This is a genomic window from Gelidibacter mesophilus DSM 14095 (assembly GCF_000423005.1).
In the GTDB taxonomy this organism is placed as follows: Bacteria; Bacteroidota; Bacteroidia; order Flavobacteriales; family Flavobacteriaceae; genus Gelidibacter; species Gelidibacter mesophilus.
On sequence record NZ_AUHD01000005.1, the window covers coordinates 326785 to 347937 of the forward strand.

Consider the following 21153-nt stretch of genomic DNA (forward strand, 5'->3'; position numbering starts at 1 on the left):
AAGTAACATTCAGGATGATGAACACCAGTTTTATAAATGATAATTTTTTATTACAAACAAAATCTGCACAACAGTTGTATCATGACTATGTCGCTAATCTACCAATTATTGATTATCACAATCATCTTGATCCGGAAGAAATTGCTCAGAATAAAAGTTTTAGTTCCATAACGGAATGTTGGCTGAAAGGTGATCATTACAAATGGCGAGCAATGCGGGCAAATGCCATTCCTGAGAAATATATTACAGGCAATGCCCCAGATCAGGAACGGTTTCAAAAATGGGCTGAAACGGTTCCGTATACCATGTGTAATCCACTGTATCATTGGACGCATTTGGAACTCAAACGCTATTTTGGAATAGATGAAATACTCAACAAGGCTTCGGGAAACGCAATTTATGATAAGGTCAATGCTCAATTGCAAACAGAAGATTTTTTAGTTCAGAATTTGTTAAAGAAAATGAAAGTGGAACTTTTGTGTATTACTGATGCACCTACTGATAATTTGAAGTATCATTATCAATTACGCAACCATCCATCTATAAAGATGTTACCAACATTTCGTCCCGATACATTTTTAAATGTCAGACATGAAGACTTCTTGAGTGCTCTCAGAAAGCTGGAAGAAGTTACAGATAATGACATTGATAGTTTTGAAGCCTTGGTAGCGGCTCTTGAAAACAGGATTGATTTTTTCCATACTTCTGGCGGACGGTTGGCCGATCATGGGTTGTCACAACTATACGCAGTAACTTATTCCACATCAGATCTCAATAGGATTTTAACTAAACGATTTTCTAAAAAAGAACTTTCTGATCACGAAAGACAACAGTTCCAAACCGCCTTGATGTTTCGTTTGGCTAAAAAATATAACGAAAAAAACTGGACGATGCAATTGCATTTGGGTGCAATACGAGATAATAATCAACGATTGGTAAATTTGATAGGTAAGGATGTGGGGTGTGATTCCATTGGCGATTGGCCTCAAGCTTCAGGGCTATCTCATCTGATGAACAATTTGGATGTTGGAAACAATTTACCAAAAACAATTATATATAATTTAAATCCTGCCGATAATGAGGTATTTGCAACCATGGCGGGGAATTTTAATGAGAGTAGTATTGGAGGAAAGGTACAATGGGGTTCGGCTTGGTGGTTTTTGGATCAAAAGGATAGCATGGAAAAGCAAATCAATACTTTGTCTAATATGGGACTTCTCAGCAAGTTTGTCGGCATGCTTACAGATTCTCGTAGCTTTCTCTCGTTTCCAAGGCATGAATATTTCCGTCGCATATTGTGCAATTTACTTGGCGAACAAATTGAAAAAGGACTGTTGCCAAATGATTTGAATTGGATTGGTAACATGGCGGCTGATATCAGCTATTACAACGCCAAGAACTATTTTAAATTTTAATCCAGATTTCTATTTTACGTTTTGAAATCGATCCTGATTTATAGCTCACAACGATTATAATATAATTTAATATCGTCTTTTGATTCAGAAAAAAACGACATGGCATTCAATTAAAAGTTTTGTCCTACACAGGAGGATGTTCGATCTTTTATCTAAACAAACCTTTATGCTGAACTTATTGTTAGATTCAAATAAAGTCAATGTCCATAGATCTATCTCAAATTTAGCACATTAAAAAGAAGATACTTATTTTTTATATGATGATGCGGCATTGGGTAGTAGGGATGAAAAGTAAACTCAATTATAGCTTTTTATAAAGAAACAGTGATTGTATAGTTGAAGGGTAATGATAAGAATATAGACGACATTTAAAAAATAGATTTATGAAAAAATGGCAATTTATTGGCATAATTGTATTGAATTTGTCATTTTGGAGCTGTATAAAAACAACTGATAGCAAAGCAGTTAAACTAGCACATGGTTTAGATGTCAATCATTCTGTCCATAAAGCCATGTTGCATATGGCGGAAGATTTACAACAGATTTCAGGAGGAAAGATGACACTTAAAATTTATCCAAATCAACAATTGGGTTCTGAGCGTGAATGTTTGGAGTTGCTTCAAATTGGAAGTTTGGAAATGACCAAAGTTTCAGTGGGCACCTTAGAGAATTTTGCTCCTAAGATGAAAATCTTTGGACTTCCATTTCTCTTTAAAAACAAACAGCATGCTTTTAACGTACTAGATGGTCCTATTGGCGACGAACTTTTGAATGATGCCGAGAAATATTGGCTAAAAGGGTTGTGTTATTATGATGCCGGAAGTCGTAGTTTCTATACTAAGAACAAACCAATAGAAACCCCGAAAGATTTGAAAGGTCTCAAGATACGTGTCATGGAAAGTGTAACTGCAATGAATATGGTTCAAGAATTGGGTGGTTCACCAACACCTATTTCTTGGGGTGAACTATATACGTCATTGCAACAAGGCGTTGTAGATGGTGCTGAGAATAATCCCCCTAGTTTTTACCTCTCGAAACATTATGAGGTTTGCAAGTACTATTCTTTGGATGAACATACCATGTTGCCAGATGTCCTTTTAATTGGAACTTATTTTTGGAATAGTTTAACTGAGCAAGAACAGAAATGGTTACAGAAAGCAGCGAATCAATCTGTGCCTTACCAAAGAAAACTTTGGGAAAATGCCGAAAATGAAGCGTTGGTCGCATTAAAAGAGGCAGGTGTAGCCATATCGTTTCCAAACAAGACTGCATTTATTGAAAAGGTAAGTGGTGTCCTTGAACCTTATAAAAACGATGCAATAATGTATGATTTGATTCAGAAAATAAGAAACACAAAATAAATGCGTGAATAATTCTTCTACCTTAAATGTTTTATCTCTTGGAAAGAAAAGCACTTCTAGTTTTAGTGCTGTGATGATCATCTATACTTAGAAATCAGAACCGAATATCCGAAGTAATATAGGCTTCATCGCCTATTGATTACTAATCCCATTTGGGACTGGTAGTTGGTATTTGGCCATCGTAAAATTAAAATAATTGAAAATGTTTAAAAAGTAAAGTCTTGATTTTGTTCAACCGATCTTCACAAAACGCTTAATCGTATATTATCTCAAAGTCTTAAATAATGAAATTACGATTTGTTTCTTCGATGATTATACTCCTGAAAATGCGCTGAACCCACCATCCACATGAACAACAATTCCAGTGACAAAACGTGAAGCGTCGGAACATAGCCATAGAGCTGTACTGATTAATTCTTCCGCTTCACCGAAGCGATTCATTGGTGTATTGTTGATAATGGTTTGTCCCCTTCCTGTTAAAGTGCCGTCATGGTTTAATAACAAATCCCTGTTCTGTTCGCCAATGAAAAATCCAGGTGCAATAGCATTGACTCTTACGTTAGTGGATAGTTTTATCGCCATTTCAACAGCTAACCATTTAGTGAAATTTTCAATAGCGGCTTTTGAAGCAGAATAGCCCACCACCCTTGTTAGAACTTGTTGCGCGGCAATAGATGAGATGTTTATGATACAGCCTTGTTGCTGTTTTGCAATTTCTTTTCCGAAAACCAAGGAGGGCAACACCGTGCCTTTTAAGTTCAAATTGGTTACGCAATCAAAATCGTCCATCTCCATTTCAAAAAAATCTTCATCAGGTTGTATGGTGGCACCTTTTAAATTTCCGCCTGCCGCATTGATTAAAATATCAATTTTTCCGTAGGTGGCGATAATTTCTGATTTTGCATTGTCCAATGATTTTTTGTCGAGTACATCTGCTGAAATTCCCATGGCATTACCACCAAGATTTTCTATTTCCTTCACCTTTGAATCAATTGTTTCTTGAGTTCTTCCCAAAATAACCACGTTTATGCCTTCCAATGCCATTCCGTTTGCAATAGCACCTCCTAAGGCTCCTGAGCCACCTGTAATTATAGCAACCTTACCTTTGTAATTGTGTTTGATCATAGATGGCAATATATTGAATTTTTTATGAAATAGACATGTTTTCTGTTGTATTAATAAGCTTGTTAAGGATCTAAATGTTGTTCTATGTGCTAAATAAATAATATTGTGCGGTTCTAATAATATAGAGTAGAAACCTTAACAATTCAGAATGCTTTATGAATTGATTAACGGTTGGGTGACGTAGATTACATCATTCCTATTGCCCTACGAATTCCGTATGTTTTATGACTGATTATAAGAATTAAATTAAACACAATCAAATAAAATGAAAAGCTTTAGAGGTTATTGGTTTATAGAGTTACCATTAGTATTGATAACGAAAACTGAAATCTGTGATTTTTATCATTTCTGTGTATTTACAATATTCATTTAATACTTAGAAGTTGTTGTTTTTGGTTGGGTTATAAATTTTAATTTTTGGGGAGTTTTCATTTCATAAATTTAAACCAACATAATTAAATTGAAGATGTTGATCTCTCCAGTCTAATTTTTATTAAACTGTTTCAAAATGAAGAGTTTCTTATAAAATGCCTTCCTCAGAAATGCAAAGACTTCGATTTAGATTTTATTTACTCGTCTATTCCCAATAATAGTAAAACGGTAAAACTCCTTTCACAATTTCCTTTTTGAAGTTCATTCCGGTTTAACTTCTACTTCTCAATAATAATTCGTTTTCATGATCGTTCAACCCATTCCCCTCCATTCCGCGAAACGCTCCATTACGGGAAAAGCCCTTTATTAGAAAATCTTGTACACAACTTCAAAGATTCCTATTTCCATTCCGCTTGCCCGCTTCCCGAGAAAAATGGGGAAGCGGTCAAGCTCCATTCCCTTCTATTATCTTTGAAGTCTAGTCCACTTTAAATCCTCTAAACATGAATAATCAGTTTTCATAACGCACTCAGCCCATTGCCGCTCTATTCCGCGAAAAGCTCCATTTCGGGCAAAGCGCTTCATTAAAAAGTCTTGGACCCAACTCCAAAGTTTACGATTTCCATTCCACTTGCCCGCTTCCCGAAAAGAGTCGGGAAGCGGGCAAACTCCATTACAATCTTCGACTTTGAAGTCACGTCCGCTTAACCTTGGCTGAACGAGATAAATCCGTTATCATAATAGGGAAGCACATTCCCCTGCATTCCGCGAAAAGCTTCATTCCTGGAAAAAAGCTTCCCTGTAAAAGTCTTGGACACCATCCTAAATTTCTACTTTCCATTCCGCTAACCCGATCCGCTGCACCGGAGCGGAACGCTTCATTCTCATTCCGAAATTGAGTAGAAGTCCGCCAAATCGGAATTCCATTTAATGATTTGGTACCGCTTCCTATGTCTTTATACTTCACATAAGCCTTCAGACCTACAGCCGCACCCTCACTGCCCTAACCTTTTTTTGCCAGCAAAATACCAACATTTGGAAATTGACCGGACTGCATAAACCAGGCTCGTGCCTCGCACTTTTTTATAAGTCCTCAACAATTCCAAATCTTGAAACTGTATTAGCAACAAAAAAAGGTACAGCGAGGGCGCTATGGGAAGTAAATCTAAAATGAATCTTATGAAATCTTACAAAAACATACAAAAGGAAGCGGCACCAACAAAAACAAAAAAGGAAAACGCTCCAGATATAATAAGTAAATCACTTCAAGCAAATAAATGAAAACTGTCTGAATGGTTCAGATAGCATTTTAATTAATCTTTAAATATTTTATTATGAGCACTTTAAAAAATCACGTACAGTTAATCGGAAACGTTGGGCAAGAACCAACCATTATAAACCTTGAGAGCGGTAAGAAAGTAGTCTGTTTTTCACTCGCAACAAACGAGTATTACAAGGATGCCAATGGCGAAAAACAAACGGAAACCAATTGGCATACGGTTGTAGCTTGGGGCAAGACTGCCGAAATCATCGAAAAATATGTAGGCAAAGGCAAGGAGGTGGGTGTTACGGGAAAATTGAAATCCCGAAGCTACGAGGACAAAGACGGCATCAAACGGTACGTAACCGAAATCGAGGCGAATGAAATTCTTTTACTTGGTATTAAAAATGACAAGTAAGGTTTAAAAATTAAAGAGGGCGTTCCTCTGGAAAGTTGCGCCCTCTTTTTCATTATTAACTCTTTAAATCAAATTAAAATGAAATCAAAGATTATTTCATCCGTTCGCCTTAAAGGCTCGGGTCACGAATTCCAAAACAAATATGAACCGATGAGTAAAGCACAAGTTAACGAAATCAAAGAAGGATTGCAACATTTTCACGGTACTGAAATGTTCTATCAAATCCCATTAATTAGAACACGTTTTGCGGACGGTCTAAAATATTTGGCCGATGTAGCGGATTGTTTTTGGCTCATTACGGACACTTCGGTAATTGCAAAGAGCCTGATTCCACGTAGTGAATTTATAACTATAGAATTTAAAAGACTTTCAGAAGAGAGACAAGATTTTACAGGCTACGAAGCTGAAATTATTTATACCGATGGCAATGATAATATTTTAGAAAAACACGGTTATAGGGTAATCGATTTTCCGTTTGATGAACTGCGATTGTTTTTTGTAAATGATACTCTGATGTTACCAAGCGAATACTAAATTTTAAAGTTATGGTATATCTCAATTTTACAGACTTGAGCGAAGAAGCTCAAAACCGACTTTTAGCGGATTCTAAAAAAGATGTGGAACGAAAATTTGGCGATGATATTCGCAAATACGTAAGAGAAAATTACATCTGTTTTGAAACGATGATAGAGGAAGAAGCATTGCGGAATTTGTATTCTTATACCTTTAAATTCAATATCTGATGTTTAAAATTAATTATCAAGCACCTCTAAATTTTTGGAGGTGTTTTTTTGTTTTATAATTCCAAATCAAATAAAAAAACGTATCTTTATTTCGCTGAAATTCAGTATTCAAATTTACGTAGGGTTATCCATTTTTCACTTTCGCCGATAATCTTACCCATCGAAAAATAACATATCGGAAATTTATTTCCTTAAAAGGCAATTGGCTTTTTAGCCAGATTGTATGAAATTTTTGTCCCGCCAAAGCGGGACGAAAAGGAATAGCAAGAGGGTAACACGCGATGCGATGTTTCGGATTCCTTTTCGTTTTTAAACAGCTGATAGTCAGTTGTTTAATGTAAATCTAATTTCTTGACAATCAATGATTTGCGACAAATGAGCTATAAACGCACATTTTTAGGGAAGATTTTGCGACAAATCGGCGAAATATGGACTCATTTAAAGGAATTAGATTTAAAAAGGAAACAGCCAAGCGTTTCCAAACATTCTCACGCACACATTTCAAATCGCACACCGAGGCGATGGCTACAATGCTCGATTTTTTCTTCTACAACGAGATATCCCCAAAAGAAAAATTGGGTCCTACAGGGCGAACCATCGAAGCCAAATTACTTAAAAGAATTAATGCGGTAATCGCTATAATGAGGGTTGTTGAAAAGACCCAAACCAAGCCCACGGTCGCAATGTTGTCAGCATTATTTGAACAGACTGAGCCAGTCGAGAAGAAACTGATCCTAGAGAAAAATAGGAGCGAGGAGATGGGGCAGGTCCGTTCTCGCGAAAAAGATGCAGTAATCAATAACACCCAGAAATAATGGAAAAAGTAAATTACATCACTCAACTTAACGTAGCCCTTGAGCACTTCAATAATGATCCTCGGATTAAACAGGGACACATTACCTTGTACTTGGCATTCTTTCATATTTGGAACCGGGAATTTTTCAAGAGCACAATAACCATCAATAGGGAATTAACCATGGAAAGAGCAAAGATCAAATCAAAAACAACCTATCATAATATGGTTAGAAATTTGAATGATTGGGGCTATTTAAAATATTATCCGTCCTATGATCCCAGGAGGGGTTCGGTTATCAGGATGGCCATTTTCTGTACCCAACCAGTCCAGAAATTGGCTAAGACCGTCCCGGAACCAGACCAAAATATGGTATCTTCTTATAAACAAAAAACATATACAAACAAAAACAAACTGGCAGGCCTAGCAAGGCCATTTAATATTTTGGAAGTTTTACTTTTTTTTAAAACAAATAACTGGACTGCTGATGAAGGAAAAAAATATTATGAGTATTACCAAGAGAGGGATGGGAAATTAAGTAGAGGACTACCAATTAAAGACTGGAAACTGGCCGCGCGAAATTTTGTTGAGAAAGGACGTGAATTAGAGCGGAAAAGGACCATGCCAATTTCTGGCTATGTAAATAATCTTCATATAGCAAAAGAAAAGGATTATGGTCAGCCTCTTTAAATTAGTGAAACTCAATTTTAAAAGTGGCGAAGCAATGCATTAAAAATTGATAGTTGAACTAATCCCGCTTTTCAGCGGGATCTATGGTTTTTATTCCCCGACGCTCTACGTCGAGGTAGTTCATTAAGCTTTTCCTATGACGTGTTTACAAAATACACATCTCATTATGTGGGAAATGACTTATCAGATTTGATTTTTTGAAGTTGAAAACTATTTATGATTGTAATTTCATTCATAATCCATATATTTGTTTGAAATAACAAATATTTTTAGTTTTGGGTAAGAAAAAACAGGTACTGTTTCCTAAACATATCGATATTCTCAAGCACATGGGTGAGAATATAAAATTGGCGCGTAAAAGAAGAAAGCTTACACAGCAGCAAGTATCTGAACGAGCAGATATTGTAAGAAGTACACTATACCTCATTGAGTCTGGTGCTCCAAGTGTAGCTATAGGTGCATATTTTAATGTATTACGTGTACTGGGGCTTCAGGAAGATTTTTTAAAGCTTGCAGCGGATGACGAATTTGGAAGGAAGCTCCAAGACCTTGACCTCCTTTAGCTCATAGTTGTAATTCCAATTAGGTAAGTAATCTCATGAACTAAACTGCAAATGGAGATAGGAAAAACCGATATATATATTTACGCACACTGGAAAGGGATGCAAGAACCTCAATTAATTGGGGTGCTTTCGGCATTGCATGCCAAAGGGAAAAAGGCCTTTAGTTTTGAGTACAATAAAGATTGGCTGAAATCTAAAAAACAATTGGTTCTTGATCCTGATATACAATTCTATAACGGACCACAATATCCAAACAATAAAGAGAATTTTGGGGTGTTCTTGGATAGTATGCCGGATACATGGGGAAGAACCTTGATGAAGCGTAAACGAGCACAATTGGCAAGTGAAACAGGCGAAAGAGCGCGAACACTATACGATATAGACTATTTGTTGGGTGTGTATGATGAAAGCCGAATGGGGGCATTGCGTTTCAAAACAGATCCTGATGGTCCGTTTTTGGACAACGACAATCTGACACCAACACCGCCTTGGTCATCCATCAGAGAGCTACAAGATGCAGCTCAAAACTTTGAAAATGATGGAAATAATGATGAGGTGAAAAAATGGCTGACAATTTTAATGGCCCCTGGATCCTCGTTGGGCGGGGCAAGGCCTAAAGCAAATATACTTGATGATAATGGTGACATATGGATTGCTAAGTTCCCATCTAAAAATGATACCACAGATAAGGCCGCTTGGGAATACTTGGCATACCAATTGGCATTAAAAGCTGGTGTCCACATGGCACCTTCTCAAATAGAAAAGATATCTGAACCTTTCCATACGTTTTTCACAAAACGTTTTGACCGAGAAAATGGGGAACGGATTCATTTTGCCTCGGCGATGACCATGACAGGAAACAATGAAGATACAATCAGAGACCATGCAGCAAGTTATCTGGAATTGGCAGAGTTTATCCAAACCAATGGCGCCATGGTCAACGATAATTTGGAACAATTGTGGCGTAGAGTAGTATTTAATATTGCCATTTCAAATACTGACGACCACCTTCGTAATCATGGTTTTATCTTGACAAGCCAAGGTTGGATATTGTCTCCTGCCTACGATTTAAATCCATCCATAGATAAAGATGGTTTGGCCCTCAATATCGACATGGATAACAACGCCTTGGATTATGATTTGGCATTAAGCGTTGGAGATTTTTTTCGATTGACAGATAAACAAATGAGCGGCATATTGCTTGATGTTAAACGAGCCATTGCAGATTGGGAAGAACTGGCTGATGAAATAGGCATTTCAAAAAGTGAACAGCAGTTAATGAGCAAAGCTTTTAATATATAAGAATGAAATAAATTACAAAAATATTAAGTACTGCCTAAACTAGCACAGGACGACTAATATTTTTGTTTTTCTATTGCTTAATTTTCTGTTTATCACTTTGAATTTTTAATTTCTCCTCAAGAATTTTCATATCATCACTCACTTTTCTGTCCACAATTTTAGCATAATGTTGTGTGGTTCGGAGCGATTTATGTCCCAGCATTTTACTGACGGTTTCAATAGGCACACCATTCGTTAAAGTCACAGTTGTAGCAAAGGTGTGTCGTGCCAAATGGGTGGTTAATGGTTTGGTTATCCCGCAGAGCATTGCAATCTCTTTCAGATAAGCATTGGATTTCTGATTGCTAAACACAGGAATCAATCTGTCAGTTTTAATCACTTGCGGATCGTAAGCATAGCGATTCAAAATGTCTTTAGCAATAGGTAACAACGGAATACTACTTCGGGTTTTTGTTTTAGTACGATTAATATTAATCCATTGCTTTCCATCTATACCAATGGTGATATCTGATTTTGAAAGCTTTTCAACATCCGAATAGGCGAGACCTGTGTAGCAAGAAAAAACAAACATGTCGCGAACCACTTTGAGCCTGTCAAAGTGTAATTCTTTATTGTAAAGGATATCAATTTCTTCGGCATTTAGATATTCTCGCTCAACAGCTTCAAATTGAACTTTGTAATTATAGAAGGGGTCTCTTTCCATCCATTGATTGGCTAAGGCAATTCGGATGATTTTTTTAAAATTATTGATGTATTTCAATGCGGAGTTATGATTACAATTTCTGACGGTCTTTAAGAACAATTCAAACTTCTTAATAAATTCGTAATCAATATCTTGAAATCTATAATCATCTTCCTTAAAGACTTCATCTATAAATTGTTTTATGTGGCTGTAGCAAGTCCAATACCGTTTAGCTGTACTTTTGGAAATATCCCTACCAATTAGTAGGTCAACCCCGACATTGTGTTTTTTGAATTCTTTTAACATCAATTTAGTTTGTTTTCCACCCGAGTTAAATTCCTGCATGATTCTCGAAGAAGTAATGTATTCTTCATCATCTTTTAATCTTTGATGTATCTTATTGAGTTTGGAAGTTATCATATCCATATACCTGTTAACCATGTCGGCATCATGATTTCGTCCCATCACTCGTGAAGACCTTTTGTTCCATTGGTTATGATCAATCTTTCTATTGATACTCATGTCAGAGCGCTTACCATTAGCTGTGATTCTTAAATAGATATCACATTTATTGCTCTTTTTACTTCTGCTTTTTCTAATGAAAAAATTACTGCTAAACCGGTCTTCCATAACGACACTATTAAATTGCACACTAAATGTACACTATTAACGAATAATATGCAAATCCTTAAAGGTTTCAAATATCTGAAAAACAGTCAATTATAATGAATTAGTGTGCAATTTTTAAGAGAGACCTATGGACACCGAATTGCTCACTTTTTAGATGATTTAGTGTGCAATTATATGATGTCATATAAAATTAAAAACCCTGTAAATCATACGATTACAGGGTTTTTAGTGGGTTTTGATACCCGAAAAGTGGAGTCGGAGAGAATCGAACTCTCGTCCAAACAAGTTACCAAAAGGCCTTCTACACGTTTATTCTTTTCTTGGGTTTTCGATTGCAGGCTGGTTAAAGACAACCCACCTACAACTTAGCTTCTTTAGTTTCAGGAGCAAATCAAAGCGCTTTGTTCCCTATGTCAACTTTTACGATGTCTCTAGGCTGACCGCCGCTGACCAGGGCTTTCAAGAGACATTTAGCCTTCCTACCTAGTAGGAATAAGCGCAATCTTACTGTGATTCAGATTATGCAGCTAAAGCGTAGTTATTCTCGCCGTTTAAAAGTTTGAAATAGTCTTTTACGTGTTTCAATTTCATTACACGACGTGCTTACCATCTAATAAATCTCGCTGTCAAAACCAGTCGACCCCATAATTCCTGCGGAAGCAGGAATCTTATTATTAAAAAGATAATTTTTATTCTTATCGCGTTCCCTTTCAGGTCAGGCCTTCGCAACTCTCTTTTTTTTGATGAAAAATCAAAAAAAGAGCTCAAACAGATTGCCTCTGATGTGAAATATTCACGAGTTCCTAATTTATTAAAATAAAAACACATGAGTAATCGCTAACGCAGCTTGCAAAGTTATCAAAAAATTCCGTCTAATCTTGCATGTCAGTGTTACTTATTTCAAAAAGTATGCCAGTTTGATAGTGTTGCCAAAGGATTTCAAAAGTCTTATAATAGTTGAAGTGTTTAATTGTCAGGGCTGTCAGTGACATCTGATTACAATTTAATGTATGTCCTTAACTTCAATTATATAATCGTTCTCTTTCGTATCATTAGGGAGTTTCCTACTTACTTTAATTCTGTCAAAAACTGATCAATAAAAATAATTTGTACGTATAATGCTAATTTAAGTCCAATATGTCGTGAAAAAACAAAATGAAGTAGACTATATTTAATTGGTAAAGTAATCTTAAGTGTTTGTTTTTGCCTTGCCTGTAATTAGTAATCCAATGCCAGTACCTATAATTATTCCAGTTATAAAATAAGAGATATCCTCTGCTAATGTAAAATGGATTACTATTCCTATAAGTAATATACCCAATCCAATTTGTCTGGTTTTGTTCATAGTCCCAATCTCATACTTTAATGAAAGTGTGAATTTATTGTGTTTTCGAAAGTCTTCCTTTTAATAACAAGTATCCTGAAATATTCAACATAAATCCTAATGCAATTAGACCTCCAGCGATCATATTCATTCTTCCGGATTCTGGGAATTACATTGCCAAATAGATGGCTACAGCTATAACTATTAAGCTTAATGGGTAAATTGCATTTTTCATTTCGTTTTATTTTTAGAATTGTTAGTTGAATAGTTGTTCATGGCTATTTCTTGTACAATTTTCAAATATATGAAACTTAGCTTTGTAATTTACATTTGTGATTACGCCTTTATATGTACTCTTAATTATCGTTTGTATATTTTCCGAGAAACATCTGGAATTATAATTATTCAATAAAACTATACAATATTATTTGAATATCAGAATCTTATCACAGAGCTCAGTAATTTATCACAAAACAGGTTAGCGTCACCCTGTAAATCCCTGTGGAACCCAACCTCACCTGCATGCTGATTTGCGAAGCCGGTCTTATTTAATAAATCAAAAATTCCTCTTACCTTTGCAGTCTTAAATTGAAAACACATGCAATACGCAGAAAATATACTTGAAACCATTGGTAACACACCTTTGGTAAAACTCAACAAATTGACGAAGGATTTACCTTGTTTGGTCTTGGCTAAATATGAAACTTTTAATCCGGGCAATTCCGTTAAAGATCGTATGGCGGTTAAAATGATCGAAGATGCTGAAGCTGATGGCCGATTGAAGCCTGGAGGCACCATTATTGAAGGAACTTCAGGAAATACTGGAATGGGATTGGCATTGGTTGCGATCGTAAAAGGTTACAAATGTATTTTTGTGATGAGCGATAAGCAATCTAAAGAAAAAATGGATATCCTGCGTGCGGTTGGCGCTGAGGTTATTGTTTGTCCTACTGATGTTGCCCCAACGGATCCGAGAAGTTATTATTCAGTTGCCAAACGTTTGAGCGAAGAGACACCGAATTCTTGGTACGTGAATCAATATGATAATTTAAGCAACACAAAGGCACATTATGAAAGTACAGGCCCTGAAATCTGGAAGCAGACGGGTGGTAAGATTACGCATTTTGTGGTTGGAGTAGGCACCGGGGGTACTGTTTCTGGTGTTGGAAAATACCTGAAAGAACAAAATCCAGATATTAAAGTTTGGGGAATTGATACTTATGGAAGTGTCTTCAAAAAATATCATGAAACTGGTATTTTTGATGAAAATGAAATTTATCCATACGTAACCGAAGGGATTGGTGAAGATATTCTTCCAAAAAACGTCGATTTTGATATCATCGATGGTTTTGAAAAAGTAACGGATAAAGATGCCGCTGTTTACACGCAATTATTGGCAAAGGAGGAGGGCATGTTTTTGGGAAATTCCGCCGGAGCAGCCATTAAAGGCTTGTTGCAATTAAAAGAACATTTCACAAAAGATGATGTGGTTGTGGTTTTATTTCATGATCATGGCAGCCGTTATGTGGGCAAAATGTTCAATAATGAGTGGATGAAGGAAATGGGGTATATTGATTGAATTTCAATAGAATCAAGACGTGCTTGAATGCGTCGAAATAATGATTGAAAAAAGGGTCAGGATTACTTAAATTCCTGACCCTTTTCTTTTAATAACCGACCACTTATTTCACCTTCACTCGAATTCCTTTGGATGGGCAGGCCAAAATCAAGTTTGTCAATGGCTGAATCGCTTTTGTAGGACTAAGCTAAACTTCTTCACCTTTGAAAGGAGGAGTGGAATTTGCTTCAGAAAAGAAGCAAAAGACGAGGTGGTAGGAATTTGATTAAGACATTTTCAATATCTCATTCCTGAATCTTTAGCTTAATTCACTTTTATTATAGACTTTGACAGTTTTAAAAATAAACCCTTCCGACTTTAAGCTCTTCCCCGAGCTGAAAGCCACCTTCCCTTGAAGAAAGAGAATGAATTCTTTAGTCTGGACTTGTTTTGAATTGAGGGATAAACCTAAATCCCCCTCATTTTGAGTACTTCGTGCTTTCCTCTTCCAACTTATTTGAGTTCTCACTGTTTCTATTTAAATTTACACTACCCACTACCCACTACCCACTACCCACTACTTCACCTTCACTCTTATCCCTTCGCTATGACTCGTGAATTCTGGGGCGTACATGCTTTGAATGGTCGTAATGCCATTGCTCATATTCCCGCTATTATTCACACGTAAGTCGTATTCAAAAACATAGATCCCTTTTGGTAAATAGTCGAAAAAGAAGTTTGTGGCCGCATCTTTTGTGCTTTCATAATAGCCCAATCCATCTTGGTATTTATAAGAAGACAATACATTAGTCGGTTCAAAACCTGCCGCGCGCATGTCTTTCATGTGTAGGAATTCCATATCTCTATCGCTTCTTAATTCGATCCGTACCCTTACCAAATCGCCAACTTTTAAATCGGTTTGAGGAGTGATTTCTGAAATTTGTTCGCCTTTATCCGTGTTGGACTTTAGAAACAACTTTTTCTTCAATTGCAATGGCGTTTCAGCAAAAGTAATTTTGTCCAAATCTTCGAAATATTGCCAGTATAAACTTCCCCAAGCAATACTTTCACCTTTTTTAGTTAGGGTGACCTTGGCCATTTCTGGTTTTATTTCAGAGCCATTCCAAGAGGTTTTGTAGTAACCCGTTCCGGCTTCTACTTTAACGTTTTCTAATTTTGATGGCTCTATTTTTTCGCCACCAACAAGAACATCAACCATATCCGTCACACTCAACCAATCGCTGCCTTGTAACAACAATGCATAAACGGCTTCTGTGGTAGCTTTGGTGGTTTTCCAGCTATTGGTCTGTTTGTTTTTGAGCAACCAAATTTTTAAATTATCAATGGTTTTAACGTCATTTTGAATTTCTGAAAAAGCTTCAATCATTAAAGCTTGGGTTTCAATTGGCGCCTGGTACCAAAACCAAGAGGCTTTATTATCTTTCCAATACATGCCCAATTCGTCAGAGGTAATACTGTTTTCCTCTAGGGACTTTAATATTTTTCCAGCGGTCTTTGAATCATTAGTACGATGTGACACCATCGCCATTAAGCCTTTGGCGTATAACGAACGACCGGTCCAATAATTCTGGATTTGCGTTTGGTAATAGTTGGTGATGGTCTGTACTTCTTTGCTTTTTTCGATTTTAGGAAAAAAGCTGCGCATATATAAATAATGCAATTGAGTGTAGCTCAGGTGGTCTTTGCTCAAATCAGCATCTTTATTGTATTTGCGAAGGTCATTGTATTCTTGAACAAATTCCGAGTCTAAATAAGTGATGGCCTTTTTTATCATCTCGTTTGAAGATCCTTCAACTGCGCTCATGTTGACATCTAGTTGTTTTAAATGTCCAAAACCACTAATAATTTGCTGCGTAATGAATCGATTAGGTCGTCCGCCTTCAAACCAAGCCCAAGCGCCGTTGCCCATTTGATTGTTTTGAAGCTTACGTTGTGCCGATTGCAATTCATTACTCATTTTATTCATATCGAATAATAAAGCGATGCGTTTCTTTTGTTCGGTTTCAGATTGTGCGTCGCGCAACCATGGCGTTTCTTGAATTAAAATACTTTTCAGCTCCTCATTCTTTTCGAGATTGCTGATCAAGGCATCCTGTGAAGCCCATTGATCAAAGACTTCCTTAATCCTCGGATTGCTGTTGGCAATGTGACTTGCCAAAGCATTGGCGTAATATCTACTAAAGATTTGCTCGTTACAGTCATAAGGATATTCCATTAAATACGGCAAAGCCTGAACGGCATACCAGGCCGGATTGGAAGTCATCTCTAAAGTGAGTTTGTGATTCTTTAAGGTTTTAGAACTGTTGGCGCCGCTTGTCGAAGCCAATTTATCCAAAGTAAAAGTCCGTGTTTCGTTCGAGCGGATCCACATTGGTAGAGTTTCTGTCACCAACATTCGGTTTGAAAGAACCGGAAGTAAGTTTTGTTCCCCATCACTAAAAGCGCCCGACTTTGCAATTACTTTATATTGAACAGCATCTACGTCATCTGGAATTGTAAGACTCCAAGTGATTTGGGTGTTTCCTTTGGCATCCACAATAAAGGATTTTCTGTTGTCAGAATTCTTAAGTTTGACGTCAATGGTATTTCCTGTCATAGCATCAAAAAGTTGCAGAATCGCTTCGCCAAACAATGAGTTTTCGGTCAGGTTGGCAATTTTAGTGCTGATGGAAATTTCATCGCCATGACGTAAAAAACGAGGCGCATTCGGGATGACCATCAATTCTTTTTGGGTGACCGTTTCCAAAGTGGTTGTTACACTTTCTAAAGATTTGGTATGCGCCAATAATTGTAATTTCCATTTGGTCAATGCTTCAGGAGTCGTAAAACTAAATGTCACATTGCCGTCGGCATCCGTTTGCAATTGTGGAAAAAAGAAAGCGGTTTCCTGAAGGTTTTTACGGATGGCAACAGATTGCAAATCTTCTTTAGGTTCAGGTGGCATTGGCGCAATTGGTGGATTGGCCAATTGTTCCTGAGTTCCATAACCTGTTACGACCATTTCATCCAAACTTACTTCAGCTTCTTCAGCCCTTGCGTTTGAAGGATTCATTTGGACGGCACTGGCTTGTCCTCTGATCATTATAGATTGCCTTCCATTACCAAAATACAACCCAAACCAATTCCATGTATCATAACTTTTATAGGGATAGCTTAAATCAAAGTTCGGTAAATAGACATAAAAGGCACTGTTTCCAAAACTTTTAATGGCACGTCTTGGATTGTAACTATAGTAAAATGATTGATTTAACGGACTGAATTGCCATTGGTGAGGTTCAAACTGATCTAAAGATAGGTCATACATGCTGGCCAATAGTTCAGCACTCACTTTATCACCTTGTGGCCCTTTGATATTGAAACTCCAAGTTTCATCGGTTCCTGGTTGTAATTTATCTCTAAACGTTTTGGTTTCAATAGTCAATTCCGATTTCGGATAAGGCACCGAAATGTTTTGTGTTCCAGATTGAAAACTGTTAAAGGCTGCAAAACTATAATGTATTGAAAACCCGCCCAGGTCAGTCTCATTTACCGGAATAGCAATTGTTTTTTTATTATTACTTAATGGTACGATATAGGTGTTGATAATCTTTTGTCCCTTTTCAACATCTATGATAACCACCATATTTTCTGCAGCACTACCAAAAGTAAGGATCACATTTTGGCCCACTTTATAGGAGGATTGATCGGTGCTAATACTAAACAATTGATGATCAGGAAGGATTTTATCTTCAGGGCTGAACACAAAAGTTTGTGCTTGGTCTTTAACCACCTGTCCAAATTTGTCTTTACTCTCTAAAATAATGATGTAATTTCCAGAGTTCCATTTTTCAAGATGATCTAATTTGATTTCTTTCGATTCTGAAGTGTCAAAGCTAGTTTCAAAAACAAGCTTGCCTTTGTCCCAAGTCTCTGGCTTATGCTCTTCTTGATAGGCTTCGTGAGGAAATAATTTTTTGAATTCTTCTCGAGATAATGCTTGATAATCTGGCGCATTCCAAGGGCGCGGTCGTAAAACTTCCTTTGGAGCTTCAAGTTTGTGAATTTTTATAGTGCCTTGCGCTGCGGCAAATTCGCCGTTTAAATTTTTTGTACTGAGCGTCAGGAGATGCTCTTTTTTAGTTTTATTCAACTGTTCTGCAATGGATATATTTGCTAAAAGTGCATGATAGCCCATATTTACAATGGCGGTTGCACTGCGAGTTTCGCCATTGAGATCGGTGACATCTGCAGTAATTTCATAATTAAAAACTGGCAATCCGCTTTTATCCACACTTTCGTCAGGAATCGCTTTAAATTTTATTTCAAAATTGCCGTCTTTATCGGTGCTGCTTTCGCCATGTGCAATTTCCTGCGGTTCACTGCTAAACCAAGGTCTGTGCCAATAATACCAACGCGGATACTGAACTTTTCGGTGAACGCGATACACGACTTTGGCATCCGTAATCGTGCTTCCGGCGTAGGCTAAAGCATTCCCTTTTATTACTACAGAATCATTGACTTTAAAGGTTTCAGTGACTGGCAGGAATTTAGTTTCAAATTTTGGACGTTTATATTCCTCAACCGAAATGTTAGCATAGCCGTAGTTTCCAGCGTGGATGCTAATGCTAAAAAGACCTGTCAGTCCAGTATTGGGCAAGATAAACTCTCCAGAAACCGAACCATAATCGTTGGTTTTAAGTTCTAGCTCTTTAACCACTTCACCATTGACGTTTTTAAGAGTCACTTTTACTGATTTATTGGCATAAACCGTTGTTTTCTTATTTTCTCTTCTAGTGGCAATGCCTTTAAAGTAAACCACCTGTCCTGGTCTGTAAATGCTTCGGTCTGTAAATAAAAAAGGCGTATAAGTTACGAGTTCCTGATCGTCATCATTGTTATAATCACCGCTGCTATAATGATTTTTAAAGTATACCGTGTCTTCATTATATATGGCTGTAATATCCATATTATAATAGCTATTTTTCGAATTTATAAGACTGAATTCCCCTTGTTTATCGGTTTGAAAATTCACGGTTTTATAGCTGTTATTATAATTCTCTTGGTATCTCACATTCACTTTAGCTCCAACTATCGGGGCACCATTCGTCCTATCAATCAATTGAAAGAGTTCTCTATTGGTGTCGGATTTAGTCACCAAAGCCATATTGGTCACTTGAACGGATTTAAAACTGAAAAACTCACTGTTTGAGAAATCTGTCGAAGCTACAATAAGATATTGTCCGTTATTTAGTTTTGGAGCAACAATTTCGGTGCTGTGGATTTGATAATCCTTTTCGTCCTTAAGTTGACTTTGCCATTCTTCTGAGACTTTTAAATTTTTTATAAACGCGAATCGCTCTTCTCGTCTGTAAATTTTATCAAAATTCTCCATCTCGAAAAGGGACAGTTTATAGGCTCTAAATTTTAAGGCGTTCAAGTTAGAATAGCGCACTAATAATAAGCTGTTGGTTTGAATTGGGATACTATTTTCTGCAGTCAATTGAACTGTAGGTGATAGAATGCTCTTCTTTAATATGATACATTTTTCTGCGCCTTTACTATTAGGGAAGCGTTTTGTGACGACATCACAAATGGCAATGGCATCTTTGAGCTTCCAGCGGACATCAGGATTAGTTTTGGTATCAAAAGTTTGACCTTGTTGATGGAATAGCGATCCGATTTCGAAATCGTATAATGCCGAAACTTCATGGTTTTTATGGGCTTCAGAAGCTTGCTTGAGACTTTTCAAATAAACCGATTCCTTATCGTTAAAAGTTGCATTGTTTTTAACAAAATGCAGACGCTGAATATCAACATCCGCTAATGCGTAAGGCTCTTTGTCCTTAAGATGGAAAGCGATGAGGTTCTTGTAAATCTTTAAAGCTTTTAATTGTAAAGACGTTGAATCTTGATGGCTAATGTCCAATCTTGAATAGGTCTTGGCATCCATCAGGAATTCAGGGTTATCAATCAAAAATTTATAAGAAGGTTGGGTAATGCTATTTTCATTTGTTTGATAGAACTCTAAGGCATTCTGGTTTAGAAAATCAAAAAGAGTGGGTCTGTATAGTTTTGAATCCTTGGTTTTTGTTAACAATTCGTCATAATTTAACAATGCTGTTTCTTGAAGGATGACATCGTTTTTTAGCGAGTTTTGATAATGATGATCAATTTCTTCAAACAAGGTCTGAAGGTCCCAAGTTCTCAAATCTTCTGCATCGACCTTGCTTTCGGTATGTGATCTATTATAGAATATGTACCTGTTTTGTTGAAAATATTGCCAATATAAATTGGCGAGTATATTTTCTAAAACATTCTTTGTTGGAGCTTCGCTGTTTGCTATCTGGGATTTAAAATCCTTGATGACTTTTAATTGTGCATCTTCCTCTAAAATAAGTGCATATTTACTTTTGTAAAGTAAGCTTTTGATATGTTGTGAGGTGTTTTTATCAGTCACTGCCATTTTGGAAATCTGCTCAACAATTTCCAATGCCGATTTTGGCAAAGCATCAGCTTCAAGTTTTTCAACCTGTTTCCACAGTTTTTCGTAATTATTGGATTGACCTTGCGTAAAATTCGCAAAAAATAAGATCATAGAGACTATTATAAAGTGTTTCATCATTTTGAATAAATTTAAATCCTTAAATAGAATTTTCACGAAAGCTACTGTGTTAGCGTCTTATATAAAAGACGAAATGTGTCAGACCTACGTTTGATTGAGTGAAGTTAACGAATTATGAAGTTAACTTTATTACTTTTTATTCTTTTACAAAAACAATACCATACCACTTTATTAATGTACAAGAAAAGAATCAAGACCGCTTCGCTTTGAAAATCAAGAATTAAGACAAGGAGTCTGACGGGTGGAGAATTTTGATTTTTACTAATGTCGATTAGGGTTTATAATTTAAATGCG

At 36.6% G+C, this 21153-nt stretch carries 13 protein-coding genes and 1 other RNA gene; 10 read left to right on the forward strand and 4 right to left on the reverse strand.

What is annotated here, in order from left to right; all coding sequences use genetic code 11:
- Positions 1-14 precede the first annotated feature (14 nt).
- Positions 15-1415: a glucuronate isomerase gene (gene uxaC / locus G525_RS0106690; RefSeq protein WP_245577742.1), complete on the forward strand. Its 1401-nt coding sequence runs from the start codon at positions 15-17 to the stop codon at positions 1413-1415.
- A 383-nt stretch (positions 1416-1798) separates the two neighbouring features.
- Entirely contained in the window at positions 1799-2776 is a 978-nt protein-coding gene (locus tag G525_RS0106695; RefSeq protein ID WP_027125468.1) for a TRAP transporter substrate-binding protein, read from the forward strand.
- A gap of 312 nt (positions 2777-3088) precedes the next feature.
- On the opposite strand, the gene G525_RS0106700 is transcribed toward G525_RS0106695, so the two are convergent.
- Positions 3089-3901 carry an SDR family oxidoreductase gene (locus tag G525_RS0106700; protein WP_027125469.1) on the reverse strand — a complete coding sequence of 271 codons (813 nt, stop codon included), beginning with the start codon at positions 3899-3901 and terminating at the stop codon, positions 3089-3091.
- A gap of 1706 nt (positions 3902-5607) precedes the next feature.
- On the opposite strand from G525_RS0106700, the gene G525_RS0106710 reads away from it, so the two are divergent.
- The 7 genes from G525_RS0106710 to G525_RS0106740 all read left to right on the forward strand — a co-directional run bounded on the left by G525_RS0106710 (position 5608) and on the right by G525_RS0106740 (position 10043).
- Positions 5608-5952 carry a single-stranded DNA-binding protein gene (locus G525_RS0106710; protein ID WP_027125470.1) on the forward strand — a complete coding sequence of 115 codons (345 nt, stop codon included), beginning with the start codon at positions 5608-5610 and terminating at the stop codon, positions 5950-5952.
- 150 nt (positions 5953-6102) lie between these two features.
- Entirely contained in the window at positions 6103-6486 is a 384-nt protein-coding gene (locus G525_RS0106715) for a DUF6876 family protein (protein WP_027125471.1), read from the forward strand.
- Positions 6487-6497: 11 nt separating this feature from the next.
- Complete coding sequence (locus G525_RS0106720) at positions 6498-6695, forward strand: hypothetical protein (RefSeq protein ID WP_027125472.1); 198 nt, start codon at positions 6498-6500, stop codon at positions 6693-6695.
- Between the two features lie 428 nt (positions 6696-7123).
- Positions 7124-7510, forward strand: coding sequence for a BfmA/BtgA family mobilization protein (locus tag G525_RS0106725; RefSeq protein ID WP_027125473.1), 387 nt, complete (start codon positions 7124-7126; stop codon positions 7508-7510).
- A complete protein-coding gene (locus tag G525_RS0106730; protein WP_027125474.1) occupies positions 7510-8178 on the forward strand; it encodes a hypothetical protein in 669 nt (222 codons plus the stop codon). The genes G525_RS0106725 and G525_RS0106730 overlap by 1 nt, the downstream gene beginning before the upstream one ends.
- Before the next feature lie 275 nt (positions 8179-8453).
- Entirely contained in the window at positions 8454-8741 is a 288-nt protein-coding gene (locus G525_RS0106735; RefSeq protein WP_035479179.1) for a helix-turn-helix domain-containing protein, read from the forward strand.
- A 51-nt stretch (positions 8742-8792) separates the two neighbouring features.
- On the forward strand, positions 8793-10043 hold the full coding sequence (locus G525_RS0106740) for a type II toxin-antitoxin system HipA family toxin (RefSeq protein WP_027125476.1): 1251 nt from the start codon (positions 8793-8795) through the stop codon (positions 10041-10043).
- A 70-nt stretch (positions 10044-10113) separates the two neighbouring features.
- On the opposite strand, the gene G525_RS0106745 is transcribed toward G525_RS0106740, so the two are convergent.
- Both G525_RS0106745 and ssrA read right to left on the reverse strand, forming a co-directional pair.
- Positions 10114-11355: a site-specific integrase gene (locus G525_RS0106745; protein ID WP_027125477.1), complete on the reverse strand. Its 1242-nt coding sequence runs from the start codon at positions 11353-11355 to the stop codon at positions 10114-10116.
- Between the two features lie 247 nt (positions 11356-11602).
- Positions 11603-11999, reverse strand: a transfer-messenger RNA (tmRNA) gene (gene ssrA / locus G525_RS22035).
- 1278 nt (positions 12000-13277) lie between these two features.
- Here ssrA and G525_RS0106760 point away from each other — a divergent pair.
- Positions 13278-14258 carry a PLP-dependent cysteine synthase family protein gene (locus G525_RS0106760; protein ID WP_027125478.1) on the forward strand — a complete coding sequence of 327 codons (981 nt, stop codon included), beginning with the start codon at positions 13278-13280 and terminating at the stop codon, positions 14256-14258.
- Between the two features lie 556 nt (positions 14259-14814).
- Here G525_RS0106760 and G525_RS0106770 read toward each other — a convergent pair.
- Positions 14815-20856: an alpha-2-macroglobulin family protein gene (locus tag G525_RS0106770; protein ID WP_027125480.1), complete on the reverse strand. Its 6042-nt coding sequence runs from the start codon at positions 20854-20856 to the stop codon at positions 14815-14817.
- Positions 20857-21153: the final 297 nt, after the last annotated feature.